This window comes from Streptomyces sp. NPDC001941 (genome assembly GCF_040296945.1).
Taxonomy (GTDB): domain Bacteria; phylum Actinomycetota; class Actinomycetes; order Streptomycetales; family Streptomycetaceae; genus Streptomyces.
In genome coordinates this window covers 82,255-97,617 of the sequence record NZ_JBEOYE010000031.1, presented here as the reverse complement: position 1 = coordinate 97,617, position 15,363 = coordinate 82,255, and the positions used below count along the sequence as shown (strand labels likewise).

The following is a 15,363-nucleotide window of genomic DNA, read 5'->3' as shown; positions in this document are numbered from 1 at the left end:
CACCGGGTACAGGCTCTCCACCACGGGCACCGGCGACGAAGCAGGCCATCTCACCCCGTATCCAGGTCAATAGGTTTCCTCCTGGTGGTTGCCCCCCCCCCCCCCCCCCAGCACAGCCGCGGGCCCACCCGCGGGGGGGGGGCCCGGCGCGGCCCGGCTCAGCCCTCGAAGGTGTCCTGCCGCTGCTGCGGGTCACCGGGCCGGAACGGGTCGTACGGGTCGTACGGATCCGGCTCGGACGGCGTCATCTCCTCGGTCGGCGGCACCGGCTCCTCGGTCGGCACCACCGGGTCGGGCTCCTGCGGCTGCTCGGGGCTCTCCGTCCGCGGCTCCGGCTCGGGCGGCACCACGGGATCCGGGTCCGTCGGCGGCACCGGGGTGTCCGGCTGGCTGGGCACCAGCGGCCGCACGCCGTCGGGCGAGGGTCCGGTCGGGGTGGGCGTCGGGCAGCCCGGGGGCAGCGTCGGCGTCGGGGTGGGCGAGCCCGGCGGCACCGGGGACGCGCTGGGCAGCACCGAGGGGCAGTCGGTGGGCGAGGTGGACGGGCTCTGGCTGGAGGTGTCCGGCGTGGGGCCCACCGAGGAGTCGCCGGGGCTCGGCGAGGCGTCCGGGTCGTCGGTCAGCTGCGACGGGTCCACGTTGGGCTTCGTCGGGTCGTCCGGCACGTCCGGGATCTCGTCGTCGGGGTCGGTGACCGGGTCGACGGCGGGCTTCTGGCAGCGCGCGTCGTCGGAGTCGGTGTCGCAGACCAGCCAGGTGTTGTCGGTGATGTTGACGATCACCAGGTTGTTGATGATCGTGGTCGTCGGGTTGATCACGACGACCTTCTCGGGCCGGTAGCCGGGCCAGGGCTGCCCCTGGTGCACGGGGTCCTTGATGATCGTGGGCGAGCGCAGCGGGTTGCCGCAGGCGCAGCGCACACGGGGCGCGCCGTAGTCGTCGACGAGCACCGCCGTACCGGCTTGGAGGACCGACTGGAACGGGGTGGCACGGCCGTCGCGGAAGCCGTGGTTGGTCACCCGGGTGTCGACCCGCAGCACGACCGGGCTCAGCGAGCGCAGCCAGCGCGGGATGTCGCTCTGGCTGATCCCTGCGCCCTCGGCGAAGGCCCGCCCCTTGGCGCGGTCGCCGGTCAGGAAGCGGATCTGCTGCTCGACGTCGCAGGTGGCCAGGGAGTGGGTGCCGCCGTAGAGGCCGGGCGTGGAGCCGGCGATCGCGCGCGGCGTGGTCTGCCCGTCGGGCCGCGAGGGCGCGGGGGTGCTCGGCGCCGGGGTGGGGGTCGCCGTGGCGCGCGCGGTGGAGGCGGTGAAGGGGTCGGGGCCCTGGGCGGCGACCGGTTGCAGCAGGACGTCCTTGGAGTCGGTGGCGGCCCCGGAGTCCCTGCCTCCGTCGCCGCCCCCGCCGCAGGCGGCGACGAAGAGCAGGGCCGCGGACACGGCCGTCAGGGCCGTGCGCCGGGCGTATATCGCAGGGCGACTGAAGGGGCGCCGCTTGGGTGCGCGCACGTGGATCTCCCGCCTGTTCACACCGAGTTGTCCTCAATTGTCTGCGGCTTCCGCTTTCCGCCCGCAATCGGGGTTACGCCTTCCGTGGGCACGGCGACCGCCCCGGGAAGCGCCCCCATCTCCACTTGAACGCGTTCAAACGAAGCCTTAGAGTGCGGGATGTGAGTTGAACGCGTTCAATACGGGGGTGGTGCGCGATGACCGTACTGGTCGACCTCATCGTGATGCTGGGCATGCTGGTGATCGTCCCGGCCGGGCTGCGGCTGATGGACGACGGGCCGCCGGACGCCGTGCGCAGGGCCTGGCCGCTGCTGGCCGCGCCGGGCGCGCTGTCCCTGTGGCTGCCGCGCGGCACCACGGCCACCGCCCTCGCCGCGGTGTACGCCGCCGGGGCCGCCCTCCTCGCGGCGTACGCGCCCCGGACCCTGGCCCGCGCCCCGCGCTCCCCCGCCGCCCTCGCCTCGGCCACCGCGCTCGCCGCCCCCGCCGTCGCCGCCCTCGCGCTGGTCGCCGAGCGCGGCGGCCACCGGCTCTTCGGCTTCGACCTGGGGATCCTGGCCCTGACCGTGCCGCACTTCCACTTCGCCGGCTTCGCCGCCGCCCTCGTCGCGGGCCTGGTCTGCCGGTCCGCGCCGGGACGCGCGGGCGCCTTCGCGGCGCTCAGCGTCCCGCTGGGGACGCTGCTGGTGCTCGCCGGGTACTTCACGGGCGACTGGGCCGAGCTGGCCGGGGCACTCGTCCTCACCGCCGGAATGTGGGCGGTGGGCGTCCTCACCTGGCGACGGGCCGCGGCCGAGCGCCGCGACCGCGTCCTGCGCACCCTGCTGGGACTGTCGTCGGCCGTCCTCGCGGCCACCATGCTGCTCGCGCTGTGGTGGGCGCTGGGCGAGGCCGCCGCGATCCCGCACCCCACCCTGACCTGGATGGCCGCCACCCACGGCCTCGGCAACGCCCTCGGCTTCGCACTCTGCTCGGTGCTGGCCTGGCGACGACTCAAGGAGCGCGCGGCATGACCCGCCTGATCCGCAGCCTGTCCACCCCCGCCACCCCGCTCAGCTACCCCGACGTGGGCGCCACCCTGCGCCGACCGCTGCCGGACGGCTACCACCACCTGCACCACGCGGTCCGCGTCGGGCACGGCCGCGGCGACCTGGAGCGGGCCGGGGCCGCCGTCACCACGTTCGCGGTGCACCGCTCAGCGGGCTGCCGGGTGCGCACGGCGGCGCTGCGCGCCGAGCCGGGCGCGGTGGTCGAAGTGGCCCTCGCCGTGGGCCCGCTGGCGCTCGCCGCGCCGTGCGAGGTGGTCTGGGCGGAGTACGGGGAGCGGCGCACCGGATTCGCGTACGGCACCCGGGCCGGTCATCCCGAGTGCGGCGAGGAGTCGTTCGTGGTGGAGCTGCGCGCCGACGGCTCGGTGTGGTTCACGGTGACCGCTTTCAGCCGTCCCGCCGCCTGGTACACGCGCCTGGCGGGACCGGTGGTCCCGGCCCTCCAGCACTGGTACGCGCGGCGCCTGGGCCGGACGCTGGCGCGCCTCGTCGCGCGCGGCTGACGTCCCTCCGCCGGCCTTCCCTGGAGGGGAGGGCGGAAGACACGGGTCCGCGCCCCCGCCGCTCGGTGCGGCGGGGGCGCGGCCTCGGCGTGGATCAGTCGATGCCGGGCAGGATGTGGGGCTCGGCGAGGTCTTCCTCGTAGCCCGCCAGGCGGATCGGGGCCGACCGCGCCCAGACGTCCAGGTTGCGCAGCTGCTTGGGCCTTCCGCCCCGCTTGCCGTGCTCCGCCGGCCGCTTCTCCTGCTTCGTCATTTCCGGTGTCACCGCGCACCCCTTCGTGTCGCGTACCAATGAGGACTCAAAGCCGTTCGGTCGCGGTGGCGCCGGCACTGGGCGGGACCGCGGCCCTGTGGTTTCAGGCCAGCCCCGAGGGCGGCAGCGGGGGGGTGTGGTGACCCCTCTTGGCCGCCCGTTCGCTCCAGAGTAACCAAATGAGCACGCATCCGCTCGATGGGGCTCCAACGAGCGACCCGGAATCGGACACTCCGGGATTCCGTCCGGCTCGGCGGCGGGCCTCCCCCGACCCTAGGGACAGCGGCTCGCCCCGGGGTGGTGCGGTTCTGGAGGCCGGGGTGACCGGCGCCACAATGGCGAGTTTTCAGCCTGGAACGGGCAACGCCCGCTCGGGCGAGCGGGCGTCCGGCGTGTCGCACGGGAGGCGTGCGAAAGCGGTGGTGGGGGCGGTACGAGGGGCGTACGGGCTACCAGTTGCCGGGGCGGTAGTCCTTGAGGAAGCAGCCGTACAGGTCCTCGCCGGCCTCGCCGCGCACCACCGGGTCGTACACCCGGGCCGCGCCGTCGACCAGGTCGAGCGGGGCGTGGAAGCCCTCCTCGGCCAGCCGCAGCTTGTCGAAGTGCGGGCGCTCGTCGGTGATCCAGCCGGTGTCCACCGACGTCATCAGGATGCCGTCGCTCTGGAACATCTCCTGGGCGCTGGTGCGGGTGACCATGTTGATCGCGGCCTTGGCGGCGTTGGTGTTGGGGTGCCCGGCGCCCTTGTAGCCGCGGCCGAACACGCCCTCCATCGCGGAGACGTTCACCACGTACGCCCGTCCGCTCGCCGCCTTCTTGGCGGCCTCGGCCATCGCCGGGCGCAACTTGCTGATCAGGATGAACGGCGCCGTGTAGTTGCACAGCTGGGTCTCCAGGAGCTCCACCGGCGAGATCTGCTCGATGGTCTGCACCCAGGTGTTGGAGTCCACCACGTCCGGCACCAGGCCGCCCGCGTCGATGGCGGTGCCCGCCAGGTGGCGCTCCACGCTGGCGTTGCCCGCGACCAGCGCCAGGTCGGCGACGGCCTGCGCGTCCAGGTGGCTGACGCCCACCGGCAGCGCGGCCGGTCCGCCGAGCTCGCCGACGGCGCCGGAGTTGAAGGCGCCGATCACCTGGTGCGGCGGCAGCTCGCCGGCCGGCAGCGGGGCGCCCTCGCCCTCGACCAGCGCGGCGTACGCCGAGGGCAGCCGGCGCACGGTCTGGGTGGCGTTGTTGATCAGGATGTCCAGCGGGCCCGCGGTGGTGACCCGGTCGGCCAGCTCCACGGCCTGCGCGGGGTCGCGCAGGTCGATGCCGACGACCTCCAGGCGGTGGATCCAGTCCGCGGAGTCCTCCATCGCCTTGAAGCGGCGGATGGCGTCCTTGGGGAAGCGGGTGGTGATCGTGGTGTGCGCGCCGTCGCGCAGCAGCCGCAGCGCGATGTACATGCCGATCTTGGCCCGGCCACCGGTGAGCAGGGCGCGCTTGCCGGACAGGTCGGCGCGCGCCTCGCGCCTGGCCCGGTTCTCGGCGGCGCAGTCCTGGCAGAGCTGGTGGTAGAAGTAGTCGACCTCGACGTAGCGCGTCTTGCAGACGTAGCAGGAGCGCGGGCGCTGGAGTATCCCCGCGATGCGCCCCTGCTCGGTGACCGAGGAGGGCAGCAGGCCCTCGGTCTCGTCGTCGATGCGCTGGGCGGAGCCGGTGGCCGTGGACTCGGTGACCGCCTTGTCGTTGGCGGTCTTGGCCGCCCGGCGCTCCTGGCGGCGGCGCTGCTTCACGGTCCGGTAGATCCCGGCCGTGGCGCGGCGCACGACGATCGCGTCCGGGTGGTCGACGTCCAGCTGGTCGAGCTCGTCGAGGACGCTCAGGCAGACGGCCAGCCGCTCGGGATCGATACCCGGCCCGTACGCCTGGTTGTCTTCAGTCACGGTCATGGCCGTCGCAGTCCTCGGTCACTCGTATCTTCGGTGCTTGGGTGATTCCAAAAGAGGAACTGTACGGAGCCGGGGCCGCCCGCGCCAAACCCGGTGAAGATCACTCCACCCGCTGCCCCTTGCCCAGCGCGATCACGCCGTTGCCGGAGACGGTGTACAGCTCGGCGTCGCGGTCCGGGTTGACCCCTATGGTGGCGCCCGGCGGCACGTCGACGTTCTTGTCCAGGATCGCGCCGCGCACCACCGCGCCGCGCCCGATCCGCACGTTGTCGTGGAGCACCGAGCCCTGCACCACGGCGCCCTCGGCGACGGTCACGCCCGGGGACAGCACCGAGCCGGTGACCTGGCCGCGGATCACGCAGCCCGGGCCGACGATCGACTCGCCCGCGATGCCGCCCGCCACGAACCGGGCGGGCGGCAGCTGGCCCGGGTGGGTGTAGATGGGCCACTTCCGGTTGTCGAGGTGGAAGGCGGGGCGCTCGGACACCAGGTCCATGTGGGCGTCGTAGTAGGCGTCGAGGGTGCCCACGTCGCGCCAGTAGCCGTGGTCGGAGGCGCTCTCACCGGGGACGTGGTTGTCCTGGAAGTCGTACACCTGGGCCACGCCCCGCTCGGTGAGCATGGGCAGGATCGAGCCGCCCATGTCGTGCGCGGAGTCGTCGTCCTCGGAGTCCTGGTGCAGGGCGTCGACGAGGACCTTGGTGGTGAAGACGTAGTTGCCCATGGAGGCGAAGACCCGGTGCGGGTCGTCGGGCAGGCCCTCGACCTCCTTGGGCTTCTCCAGGAAGCGCGCCACGCGCGTGCCGTCCCCGGCCGGGCTGATGATCCCGAACTGGGAGGCCTCCGCGCGCGGCACCCGTATCCCGGCGACCGTGACCCCGGCCCCGGACTCCACGTGCCGCTCGATCATCTGGCGCGGGTCCATCCGGTACACGTGGTCGGCGCCGAAGACGGCGATCAGGTCGGGCTGCTCGTCGTGGACCAGGTTCAGGGACTGCAGGATCGCGTCGGCGCTGCCCAGGTACCAGCGCGGGCCGAGCCGCTGCTGCGCGGGGACCGGGGTGACGTAGTTGCCGAGCAGGCTGGACATCCGCCAGGTGGTGGTGACGTGCCGGTCCAGCGAGTGGGACTTGTACTGGGTGAGCACGCAGATCCGCAGGACCTGGGCGTTCACCAGGTTGGACAGCACGAAGTCGACCAGCCGGTAGGTGCCGCCGAAGGTCACCGCGGGTTTGGCCCGGTCCGCGGTGAGCGGCATGAGCCGTTTCCCCTCGCCTCCCGCCAGTACGATCCCGAGCACCGAAGGTCCGCCGCGCATGGCCCGCCCCCTATCGTGGGTCCGCCGTCTTCACGATCTCCTGGTACAGGTCGCGGGTGCGCCGGGCCACCCGGTCCCAGCCGAACTCCCGCACCGCGCGCAGCCGTCCGGCCTCGCCCATCCGGCGGGCCCCCTCGGGGTCGTCGACGACCCGGTTCAGGGCCTGGGTGAGCGCGGTCTCGAACCGTTCGGGCCTGCGCCCGTCGTACGGGACGAGCAGGCCGGTCACCCCGTCGTCGACGACCTCCGGGATGCCGCCGACGGCCGAGGCGACCACGGGCGCGCCGCAGGCCATCGCCTCCAGGTTCACGATGCCCAGCGGCTCGTACACCGAGGGGCACACGAACGCCCGCGCGTGGCTGAGCAGTTGGATCACGTCGGGGCGCGGCAGCATCCCGGGGATCCACAGCACCCCGTCGCGGGTGGCGCGCAGTTCGGCCACCAGGGCGGTGAACTCCCGCTCGATCTCGGGGGTGTCGGGCGCGCCCGCGCACAGCACCAGCTGGGCCTCGGGGTCCAGCGCGCGGGCGGCGCGCAGCAGGTGCGGGACGCCCTTCTGGCGGGTGATCCGGCCGACGAAGAGGACGTAGGGGCGCTCCGTGCCGACGCCGAGGCGGTGCAGGACGTCGGTGCCCGGGTCGGGGCGGTACAGGGCGGTGTCGATGCCGTTGTGGACGACGTGCACCCGGTCGGGGTCCAGGGCCGGGTAGCAGGAGAGCACGTCGGCGCGCATGCCCCGGGAGACCGCGATGACCGCGTCGGCGGCCTCCAGCGCGGTGCGCTCGGCCCAGCCGGAGAGCGCGTACCCGCCGCCGAGCTGCTCGGCCTTCCAGGGGCGCAGCGGCTCCAGGGAGTGGGTGGTGACGACGTGCGGGACGCCGTACTGGAGCTTGGCGAGGTGTCCGGCGAGGTTGGCGTACCAGGTGTGGGAGTGGACCAGTTCGCGCCCCGCGAGCGCGGCGGCCATCGACAGGTCGACGGAGAAGGCGCGCAGGGCGTCGCCGGCGTCGTCGAGCGCGGGCGCGGGGCGGTGCCCCACCACCCCCTCGCCGCCCGGGCGTTCGCCCCAGCAGTGCACTTCCACGTCGGCCAGGGCCCGTAACTCCCGTGCCAGGAACTCGACGTGGACACCGGCTCCGCCGTAGACGTCCGGCGGGTACTCGCGCGTGAGCAGTCCGACCTTCACGCCACGATGGTCACCCGGAAGCGGCGCGGGCGGAAGACCCCCGGTGCGGCGGGCGGTCGAAGACGCAGTCGCCGCACAGGCCCCCGCCGGGGCAGCGGTAGTAGAGGCAGCAGGTGCGCCGGCGTCGGTCCGGTCCCGAGACCGTGCCGGTCAGCTCGCGTGTCGCGAAGAGCGCATCGGCCAGCTCCCAGGCGCGCCGGGCGGCCTCGGGGCGGTCCTCGCGCCGCGCCCAGCGGGTCAGTTCGCGGACGGCCCCGGCGAGCGCGGAGCCCTCGTTGCCGCGCAGCAGGCCGCGCGCGACGCGGCCGTCGCGGGCGAACGCCCGGGCCAGCGGGTCGAGATGGGCCTCGACGACGGCCTCGTGGAGGTCGGCGGCGGTGGCGGGGCGGGTCGCGGTGCCCGACCACCACAGGTCGTCGGGCGAGCTGCGCTCCCCGTCCCAGTGCAGCTCCCCGGGGCCGAGGGCCGGGAACCGCCCGTGCAGGACGGCCGGTCCGAGGGCGGTGGACCAGAGCCGGGCGGCCAGGCCGAGGTGGGCGATGGAGGCGGCGACCCGGCGCTCGGGGGCGGCGAGCCGGGCGGCGACGCGGTCGACGCGGGCGGTCAGCGGGGCGGTGTCGCCCGCGTAGAGCCGGGCGAGCGGGACGCCGCGGGCGCCGTCGGGGGCGTCGGTGCGCAGGGCGAAGAAGCCGCCCACCGATCCGGCTTCGGTCAGGTCCACGCGTACCCTTTTCCCATCCTCGCCCCGGTTCGGGGCCGTTGCCGACACTCCCGGGGGCTGCGGTCGATTTCCCGGGTTGTTCACCATTCGCCCCATTACGTTCTGATCACTCCTGGGGAAACAGCGGCGTTTCGCACCATCCTGCCCGTTCACCATGGCCTGGTGACCCCTCACGACCGAAGAGCGGCGGTGCTCACACTCACCGCCGCCGCCATGACCGCCGCCGTCCCCGCAGCGCGGGCCACCGCGGCCACCCGTCCCCGTCCCACACCGTCCCCCCGCGTCCCGTCCCTCACCCCCGTCCCCTCCCCCTCGCCCGTCCCCTCCTCCGCTCCGTCCGCCGCGCCGTCCCCCGCGCGTCCGCCGGCGCGGCCCCGCACTCCCGCCCGCGCCCTGGACGAACTGCGCGCGGGCAACGCCCGGTTCGCCTCCCTGCGCTCGCTGCGCCCGCGCGAGGACGCGGTCCACCGGGCCCGGCTCGCGGTCTCCCAGCACCCGTTCGCCGTGGTCCTGGGCTGCGTCGACTCGCGCGTCCCGCCCGAGCTCGTCTTCGACCAGGGCCTGGGCGACCTGCTCACCGTCCGCTCCGCCGGGCAGGCGCTTGACGAAGCGGTCCTGGGCAGCCTGCAGTTCGGCGTCAGCGAGCTCGGGGTGCGCCTCGTGGTCGTCCTCGGCCACGAGCGCTGCGGGGCGATCGCCGCCGCCGTGGAACACGTGCGGACCGGGGCGCCCGCCCCCGGCCACCTGCAACGCGTCGTGGAACAGCTGGCGCCGTCCGTGCGCGCCGCCCGGCCGCTGCCCGGCGACTGGACGGAGAACAGCGTGCGCCTCCACATCGGCCGCACCAGACGCCTGCTCGCCGCCGACCCGGCCTTCCGGGGCGCCGTCGTCCTCGGCGCCCGCTACGGCCTGGGCAGCGGGAAGGTCGCGTTCCACTCGTCCTGAGCAGGAGCGCACACCCGTCGTGGTACCGGAGTACTACGACGGCAGTACCCCCGATCGCGTGCTCAAGGACGACGACATGATCGCCCCGGCACGCCATCGTGGGAGCCATGAGCCCCCTCGTCCTGTCCGTGCTCCTCTCGCTGGTCTCCGCCGTCGCCTACGCGGCCGGGGCCGTCGTCCAGGAGCGCGTCGCGGCGGCCGCCCCCGACCGCGCCTACGCCCCGCTGCACAGCGCGGCGTGGTGGCTGTCCGTGCTACTCAACGGGGCGGGTGCGGTGCTGCACGTGGCGGCCCTCGCCTGGGGGCCGCTGAGCCTGGTGCAGCCGCTGGGCGCGCTGACCATCGTGTTCGCGCTGCCCACGGCGGCCCTGTTCCTGGGCCGCCGGGCCGGGGCCACCGCCTGGCGCGGGGCGCTCATGGCGACCGCCGGACTGGCCGGTCTGCTCACGCTGACCGGCGGGTCCGACGCCACCGCGGTGCCCGGCGGCGCACTGCTGGTGCTCGCCGTCGTCGCGGCGGGCGCCGTGGCCGTCCTCTTCCTCACCGCGCTCCGGCTGCACGGCCCGGTGGTACGGGCCGTGGCGCTGGCCGGCGCCGCGGGCATCGCCTTCGGCGTCGCCTCCGTCTTCACCAAGACCGTCGCCACCGGCTTCTCGCCCGCCGTGGCGCTCCAGCGCTGGCCCGCGCTGCTGGCCGTCGCGGGCTTCGCCCTGTGCGGGCTGCTGCTCTCCCAGGCCTCCTACCGCGGCGCCGGACTGACCGCGCCGCTGGCCACGGTCACCGTGGTCAACCCGGTGGTCGCCGCCGCCGTCGGCCTCACCCTCTTCGACGAGGACTTCCGGTACGGCCTGACGGGCACCCTGCTCGCCCTGGGCTGCGCGGTCGTGGCGGCGGGCGGCCTCATCCTGCTCACCGCCGACCGGCTGGCACCGGCCGGCGCGGCCCCGGTCTCAGACGGAGACGCCGTGGGCGCGCAGGTAGGCGAGGGGGTCGACGTCGGAGCCGTAGCCGGGTCCGGTGCGGACCTCGAAGTGCAGGTGCGGCCCGGTGCTGTTGCCGGTCGATCCTGAACGCGCTATCCGCTGACCGCCGTTGACCCGCTGGCCGTCCTTGACGTTGAGCGCCGACAGGTGCGCGTACTGGCTGTACTTGCCGTCGTCGTGCCGGATGACGACCTGGTAGCCGTAACTGCCCGCCCAGCCCGCCGAGACGACGCGCCCGGCGGCGACGGCCTTCACCGAGGTGCCGGTGGGCACCGGGAAGTCGACGCCCGTGTGGTAGCCGCTGGCCCAGGACGAACCGGCCTTGTGGTACGGGGTGCTGGGACTCGCCGAGACCGGCGCGCTGAAGTGCGTGCGCGGCTGCGCCGCCGGCTTGGGCTTCGTGGCGACCGGCTTTGCCTGGACCGGCCTGGTCTGCACGGGCCTGGGCTTGGTCTGCACGGGCGCCGGCTTGCCCTGCACGGGCTTCGGCCTCGGGGCGGCCGTCGGCGGCTTGGTCGTGGCCGGCTTCGGCGTCGGGCGGGCCTCGGCGGTGCGCAGGGTGAGGCGCTGGCCCGGCAGGATCAGGTCGGGATCGGCGCCGATGACCGCGCGGTTGGCGGAGTACAGCTTGGGCCAGCCGCCCTGGACGTGCTCGTGGGAGGCGATCTTCGAGAGCGAGTCGCCGTGCGCCACGGTGTACATCTCGCGCTTGGTGGGCACCGTCGTCGGGGTGGCCGGCGCGGACGCCTTCTCCACCACGGGCTTCTTCGGGGCCGCCGCCTTCTTGGCCGCCGGCTTGGACGTGCGCGGGGTCCCGGTGCTCACGTCCGGTGCCGGGCCGCCCCGGCTGAGCCCGGCGCGCGGGCCGCAGACCGGCCAGGCGCCCGGCCCCTGGCCCTTGAGGACCTTCTCGGCCACGGATATCTGCTGGCCCTTGGAGGCCAGGTCGGCGCGGGCCGCGAAGCGCCGCCCGCCGTAGGCCTCCCAGGTGGACTGCGAGAACTGCAGCCCGCCGTAGTAGCCGTTGCCGGTGTTGATGTGCCAGTTGTTGGTCGACTCGCAGGCGGCGACCTTCTCCCAGGTGTTCACCGTCGCCGCGTGGGCGGTGCCCGCGCCGATCAGCGGGAGGGCCATCCCGGCGCCACCGGCGGTGACGGTGAGGGAGGCACGGTTGATCCGGCTCGGCTGGTAACGGCGGTGTCTTCCGCTGGCGGCCATGGGGTCCCCCTGGGGTGCGAGCGCCTCGGCAGCCGCCCAACCTAGGGGCTGCGAACCGGCCATGACAAGGGGTCACACGGGGGCGCCGAGTGGCGCGCGACGCACCCTGGGGCGGTAATCATGCGCCGACCGGCGGACTTGGCCCACCATGGGGAGCACGCGTCCCTGGAATATTCGAAGTCAGGAGCACAGCATGAGCGGCACTGCCCAGATCGGCGTCACCGGACTCGCGGTCATGGGGCGCAATCTCGCGCGCAACTTCGCCCGCAACGGCCTCACCGTCGCCGTCCACAACCGGACGGCGGCCAGGACCCGGGCCCTGGTCGAGGAGTTCGGCGACGAGGGCTCGTTCGTCCCCGCCGAGTCCGCCCGGGAGTTCGTCGAGGCGCTGGAGCGCCCGCGCCGCCTGGTGATCATGGTGAAGGCGGGAGAGCCGACGGACGCGGTGATCGACGAGTTCGCCCCGCTCCTGGAGGAGGGCGACGTCATCATCGACGGCGGCAACGCCCACTTCGAGGACACCCGCCGCCGCGAGAGCCGGCTGCGCGAGAAGGGCATCCACTTCGTGGGCGTCGGCATCTCGGGCGGCGAGGAGGGCGCGCTGCACGGCCCGAGCATCATGCCGGGCGGCTCGGCCGAGTCGTACGCGTCGCTCGGCCCGCTCCTTGAGCGCATCGCCGCGAAGGCGCCCGACGGCACGCCGTGCGTGAGCCACATGGGCCCGGACGGCGCCGGACACTTCGTGAAGATGGTGCACAACGGCATCGAGTACGCCGACATGCAGCTGATCGCGGAGGCGTACCACCTGCTGCGCTCGGTGGCGGGCTACTCCCCGGCGAAGATCGCCGAGACCTTCAGGTCCTGGAACACCGGGCGCCTGGACTCGTACCTCATCGAGATCACGGCGGAGGTCCTGGCCCACACGGACGCGGCCACCGGCGAGCCGTTCGTGGACGTGGTGGTGGACCGGGCCGAGCAGAAGGGCACCGGCCGCTGGACCGTGCAGATCGCCCTCGACCTGGGCGTACCGGTGTCGGGGATCGCCGAGGCCGTGTTCGCCCGCTCGGTCTCGGGCCACGCGGACCTGCGCGAGGTCTCGGCGGGCCTGCCCGGTCCCTCGCCGCGGCCGCTGGAGCCGGCCGAGGCGGAGGCGTTCGCGGCGCGGGTCGAGCAGGCGCTGTACGCGTCCAAGGTCGTCTCCTACACCCAGGGCTTCCACCAGATCCGCGCGGGCAGCGAGGAGTACGACTGGGACGTGGACCTGGCCGCGGTGGCCTCGCTGTGGCGCGCGGGCTGCATCATCCGGGCGGCCTTCCTGGACCGGATCCGGGGCGCGTACGCGGCGCAGCCCGGCCTGCTGAGCCTGCTGGCCGACAAGGAGTTCGGCGAGGAGATCGGCGCGGCGCAGGACGACTGGCGCGAGGTGGTCGCGACGGCGGCCCGCCAGGGCGTCCCGGTCCCGGGCTTCGCCGCGTCCCTGGCCTACTACGACGCGCTGCGGGCGGCGCGCCTCCCGGCCGCGCTGACCCAGGGCCAGCGGGACTTCTTCGGGGCGCACACCTACCGCAGGACGGACCGCGAGGGCGCGTTCCACACGCTGTGGGGCGGCGACCGCTCGGAGGTGCGGACGGACGGCTGAGCCGGACGTCGCGCGAGGGGCCCGGGGCACGACGCCCCGGGCCCCTCGCGTGCGCCCTCGGGACTCACGCGTTCATGCGGCTCACGTCCGCGGCCCCGGCGGAGCTCACACCCCGGCGGGACCGGGCGCGGGCTCCGGAGCGGGGTCCGGCTCGCCCGGCGGACGCGGCACCGGGTCGGGCGCGGGGCCCGGCGGGGGCTGCGGCGGCGGCACCGGGTCCGGGAAGGGCCTCGGCGGGCCCCCCGGGTCCGGGGGCGGTCCCGGCAGCGGGACCGGGGGCGTCGCGGGGTCGGGATACGGCTCGGTCACGATGACCTCCTGGGCTGTACGGACCGTGCTCCTCCACGGTCTCCCCTGGCGGCTGCCCGCGCCCGCCGAGGTCACACCTCGCGGACCCGCCGGACCCCCGGGCCACCGCCTTGAGCGCCGGAACTCCGGGCCCGTACGCCCGCCGTCACGCGTTCACCCGTTCGGCGCACGCGCCACACGCGGCGCGCCGTCCCGGGGCTCGGGGCCCCGCGCTCGGACTCGGGCTTCACCAGAGCTCGGGCGTGGCCTTCAGCTGGGCCTTGGCCGCCTCGACCACCTCGTCGGGCGCGGCGGGCGCCTCGTCAGGGTGCTTCCGGGCCCACGCGGCGGCGTACGGGCAGAGCGGCACCACGGGGACGCCCTCGCGGGCGGCGGTGGCGTAGAACTCCCGCACCAGCGACCCCGCGATGCCCTTCCCCTCGTGCCCGTCCTCGACCACGGTGTGCACGGCGACCAGCGCGTGCGGCCCCTCGGCGAGGACGAAGTAGACGATCACGCCCACGAAGGTGCCGTCCTCGTACGCCTCCAGGCGTCCCGCCGCCCGGTCGTCGCGGATGTCGAGCTGGGTCATGTGCCTCTGCTTCCCTGGTCGTTCCGGCTGTTCCTACGGTTCCTGCGGTGCGGGCGGACGCCGCCTCAGACCCGCACGGCCCCCGGCCGCGCGGCCGGGACGGCGCCCGGACCGCGCGTGGTGTCGCTGCCGGGCACCGGCTGCGAGGCGTCGCTGCCGAGCGCGACGATGCGGTTGGCGGCGTCGACGTGCACGACGCTCGGCACCAGGGCGCGCGCCTCTGCGTCCTCGACCTGGGCGTAGCTGATGAGGATCACCAGGTCGCCGGGGTGCACGAGGTGGGCCGCGGCGCCGTTGATCCCGATGACGCCGGAGCCGCGCTCGCCCTCGATGACGTACGTCTCCAGACGCGCGCCGTTGTCGACGTCGACGATGTGGACCAGCTCGCCGGGCAGCAGGTCGGCGGCGTCCATCAGGTCCCGGTCGACGGTGACCGAGCCGACGTAGTGCAGGTCGGCCTGGGTCACGGTGGCCCGGTGGATCTTGGACTTGAACATGGTGCGCAGCACGGCGTCACACTCCCGCTGGGGTGAAAGGGGTCGCGCCCCCGTGCGGGGTACGCGCCGACGCCTGCCAGGGTACGGGCCTACGCCGCGTCCTCGTCCGCGCGGTCCCTGGCCCGCTTGCCGACGACCGCGGCGGCGGCCAGGGCGCTGCCCAGGAAGGCCACCGGGACCGTCCAGTCCGCGTCCAGGACGTGTCCACCTGCGTGGTCGAGCGAGTAGCGCCCCGCTCCGGCCAGGCCCAGGGCCGCCGCGGTGAAGCCGAGGAACGCCGGGTACTCGTAGCCGCCGGACTGGGCGAAGAAGCCGGCCGGGGCGTGCACCGCGACCGCGCCCGCCATCGCTCCGGCCGCCGCCGCGCCGGCCGCGGGGGTGGCCAGGCCGAGGGCCAGCAGGGCGCCGCCGCCCGCCTCGCCGAGCCCGGCGGCCAGCGCGCTCTGCTTGCCGGGGCGGAAGCCCATGGCCTCCATGGCCTTCGCGGTGCCGTCGAGCCCTCCGCCGCCGAACCAGCCGAAGAGCTTCTGGGTGCCGTGCGCCATGAGGACGGCACCGGTGCCGACTCGCAGGGCCAGGAGTCCGAGGTCACGCCGGTTGATGCAGGTCATGCCCTCCATGGTCGGACGGATCGGTCACGGCGGCGAGGCGAGCCCGGGGGAAGGGGACGAGGACGGGGTGGGTACGGGGAGGGGGCGAGGACGGGGCGGGGCGAGTGCGGGGTGAGTACGG

The 15,363-nt window shown here is 74.6% G+C and carries 16 protein-coding genes; 5 read left to right on the top strand and 11 right to left on the bottom strand.

What is annotated here, in order from left to right:
• Positions 1-158: 158 nt before the first annotated feature.
• Positions 159-1,505, bottom strand: coding sequence for a DUF6777 domain-containing protein (locus ABT160_RS21795; RefSeq protein ID WP_351649363.1), 1,347 nt, complete (start codon positions 1,503-1,505; stop codon positions 159-161).
• Positions 1,506-1,702: 197 nt separating this feature from the next.
• Here ABT160_RS21795 and ABT160_RS21790 point away from each other — a divergent pair, with 197 nt between their 5' ends.
• On the top strand, positions 1,703-2,518 hold the full coding sequence (locus tag ABT160_RS21790) for a YndJ family protein (RefSeq protein WP_351649362.1): 816 nt from the start codon (positions 1,703-1,705) through the stop codon (positions 2,516-2,518).
• Complete coding sequence (locus ABT160_RS21785) at positions 2,515-3,057, top strand: DUF1990 domain-containing protein (protein ID WP_351649361.1); 543 nt, start codon at positions 2,515-2,517, stop codon at positions 3,055-3,057. Before ABT160_RS21790 ends, ABT160_RS21785 begins: the two co-directional genes overlap by 4 nt.
• Before the next feature lie 94 nt (positions 3,058-3,151).
• Here the strand turns inward: ABT160_RS21785 and ABT160_RS21780 are convergent, their stop codons facing one another.
• The 5 genes from ABT160_RS21780 to ABT160_RS21760 all read right to left on the bottom strand — a co-directional run bounded on the left by ABT160_RS21780 (position 3,152) and on the right by ABT160_RS21760 (position 8,469).
• A complete protein-coding gene (locus ABT160_RS21780; RefSeq protein WP_351649360.1) occupies positions 3,152-3,310 on the bottom strand; it encodes a hypothetical protein in 159 nt (52 codons plus the stop codon).
• Between the two features lie 449 nt (positions 3,311-3,759).
• Complete coding sequence (locus tag ABT160_RS21775) at positions 3,760-5,244, bottom strand: SDR family NAD(P)-dependent oxidoreductase (RefSeq protein WP_351649359.1); 1,485 nt, start codon at positions 5,242-5,244, stop codon at positions 3,760-3,762.
• Between the two features lie 100 nt (positions 5,245-5,344).
• Positions 5,345-6,562: a glucose-1-phosphate adenylyltransferase gene (gene glgC / locus ABT160_RS21770; protein WP_351649358.1), complete on the bottom strand. Its 1,218-nt coding sequence runs from the start codon at positions 6,560-6,562 to the stop codon at positions 5,345-5,347.
• A 10-nt stretch (positions 6,563-6,572) separates the two neighbouring features.
• A complete protein-coding gene (gene glgA / locus ABT160_RS21765) occupies positions 6,573-7,748 on the bottom strand; it encodes a glycogen synthase (RefSeq protein WP_351649357.1) in 1,176 nt (391 codons plus the stop codon).
• 10 nt (positions 7,749-7,758) lie between these two features.
• On the bottom strand, positions 7,759-8,469 hold the full coding sequence (locus tag ABT160_RS21760; RefSeq protein WP_351649356.1) for a (2Fe-2S)-binding protein: 711 nt from the start codon (positions 8,467-8,469) through the stop codon (positions 7,759-7,761).
• A gap of 162 nt (positions 8,470-8,631) precedes the next feature.
• Between ABT160_RS21760 and ABT160_RS21755 the strand changes: the two genes are divergently transcribed.
• Positions 8,632-9,414, top strand: coding sequence for a carbonic anhydrase (locus tag ABT160_RS21755; RefSeq protein ID WP_351649355.1), 783 nt, complete (start codon positions 8,632-8,634; stop codon positions 9,412-9,414).
• A 107-nt stretch (positions 9,415-9,521) separates the two neighbouring features.
• Entirely contained in the window at positions 9,522-10,484 is a 963-nt protein-coding gene (locus ABT160_RS21750) for a DMT family transporter (protein ID WP_351649354.1), read from the top strand.
• Here ABT160_RS21750 and ABT160_RS21745 read toward each other — a convergent pair.
• Positions 10,365-11,615 carry a transglycosylase family protein gene (locus tag ABT160_RS21745; RefSeq protein WP_351649353.1) on the bottom strand — a complete coding sequence of 417 codons (1,251 nt, stop codon included), beginning with the start codon at positions 11,613-11,615 and terminating at the stop codon, positions 10,365-10,367. The genes ABT160_RS21750 and ABT160_RS21745 overlap by 120 nt on opposite strands.
• A gap of 193 nt (positions 11,616-11,808) precedes the next feature.
• Between ABT160_RS21745 and gnd the strand changes: the two genes are divergently transcribed.
• Positions 11,809-13,254, top strand: a complete 1,446-nt coding sequence (gene gnd, locus ABT160_RS21740) for an NADP-dependent phosphogluconate dehydrogenase (RefSeq protein ID WP_351649352.1) — start codon at positions 11,809-11,811, stop codon at positions 13,252-13,254.
• Between the two features lie 105 nt (positions 13,255-13,359).
• On the opposite strand, the gene ABT160_RS21735 is transcribed toward gnd, so the two are convergent.
• From ABT160_RS21735 to ABT160_RS21720, 4 genes are all read right to left on the bottom strand, one after another.
• Positions 13,360-13,563 (bottom strand): hypothetical protein, encoded by a 204-nt coding sequence (locus ABT160_RS21735; RefSeq protein ID WP_351649351.1) that lies wholly within the window; start codon positions 13,561-13,563, stop codon positions 13,360-13,362.
• A 226-nt stretch (positions 13,564-13,789) separates the two neighbouring features.
• Complete coding sequence (locus ABT160_RS21730; RefSeq protein WP_351649350.1) at positions 13,790-14,134, bottom strand: GNAT family N-acetyltransferase; 345 nt, start codon at positions 14,132-14,134, stop codon at positions 13,790-13,792.
• 65 nt (positions 14,135-14,199) lie between these two features.
• Positions 14,200-14,643, bottom strand: a complete 444-nt coding sequence (panD, locus tag ABT160_RS21725; protein WP_351649349.1) for an aspartate 1-decarboxylase — start codon at positions 14,641-14,643, stop codon at positions 14,200-14,202.
• A gap of 77 nt (positions 14,644-14,720) precedes the next feature.
• Positions 14,721-15,242, bottom strand: a complete 522-nt coding sequence (locus ABT160_RS21720; RefSeq protein WP_351649348.1) for a DoxX family membrane protein — start codon at positions 15,240-15,242, stop codon at positions 14,721-14,723.
• Between the last annotated feature and the right edge of the window lie 121 nt (positions 15,243-15,363).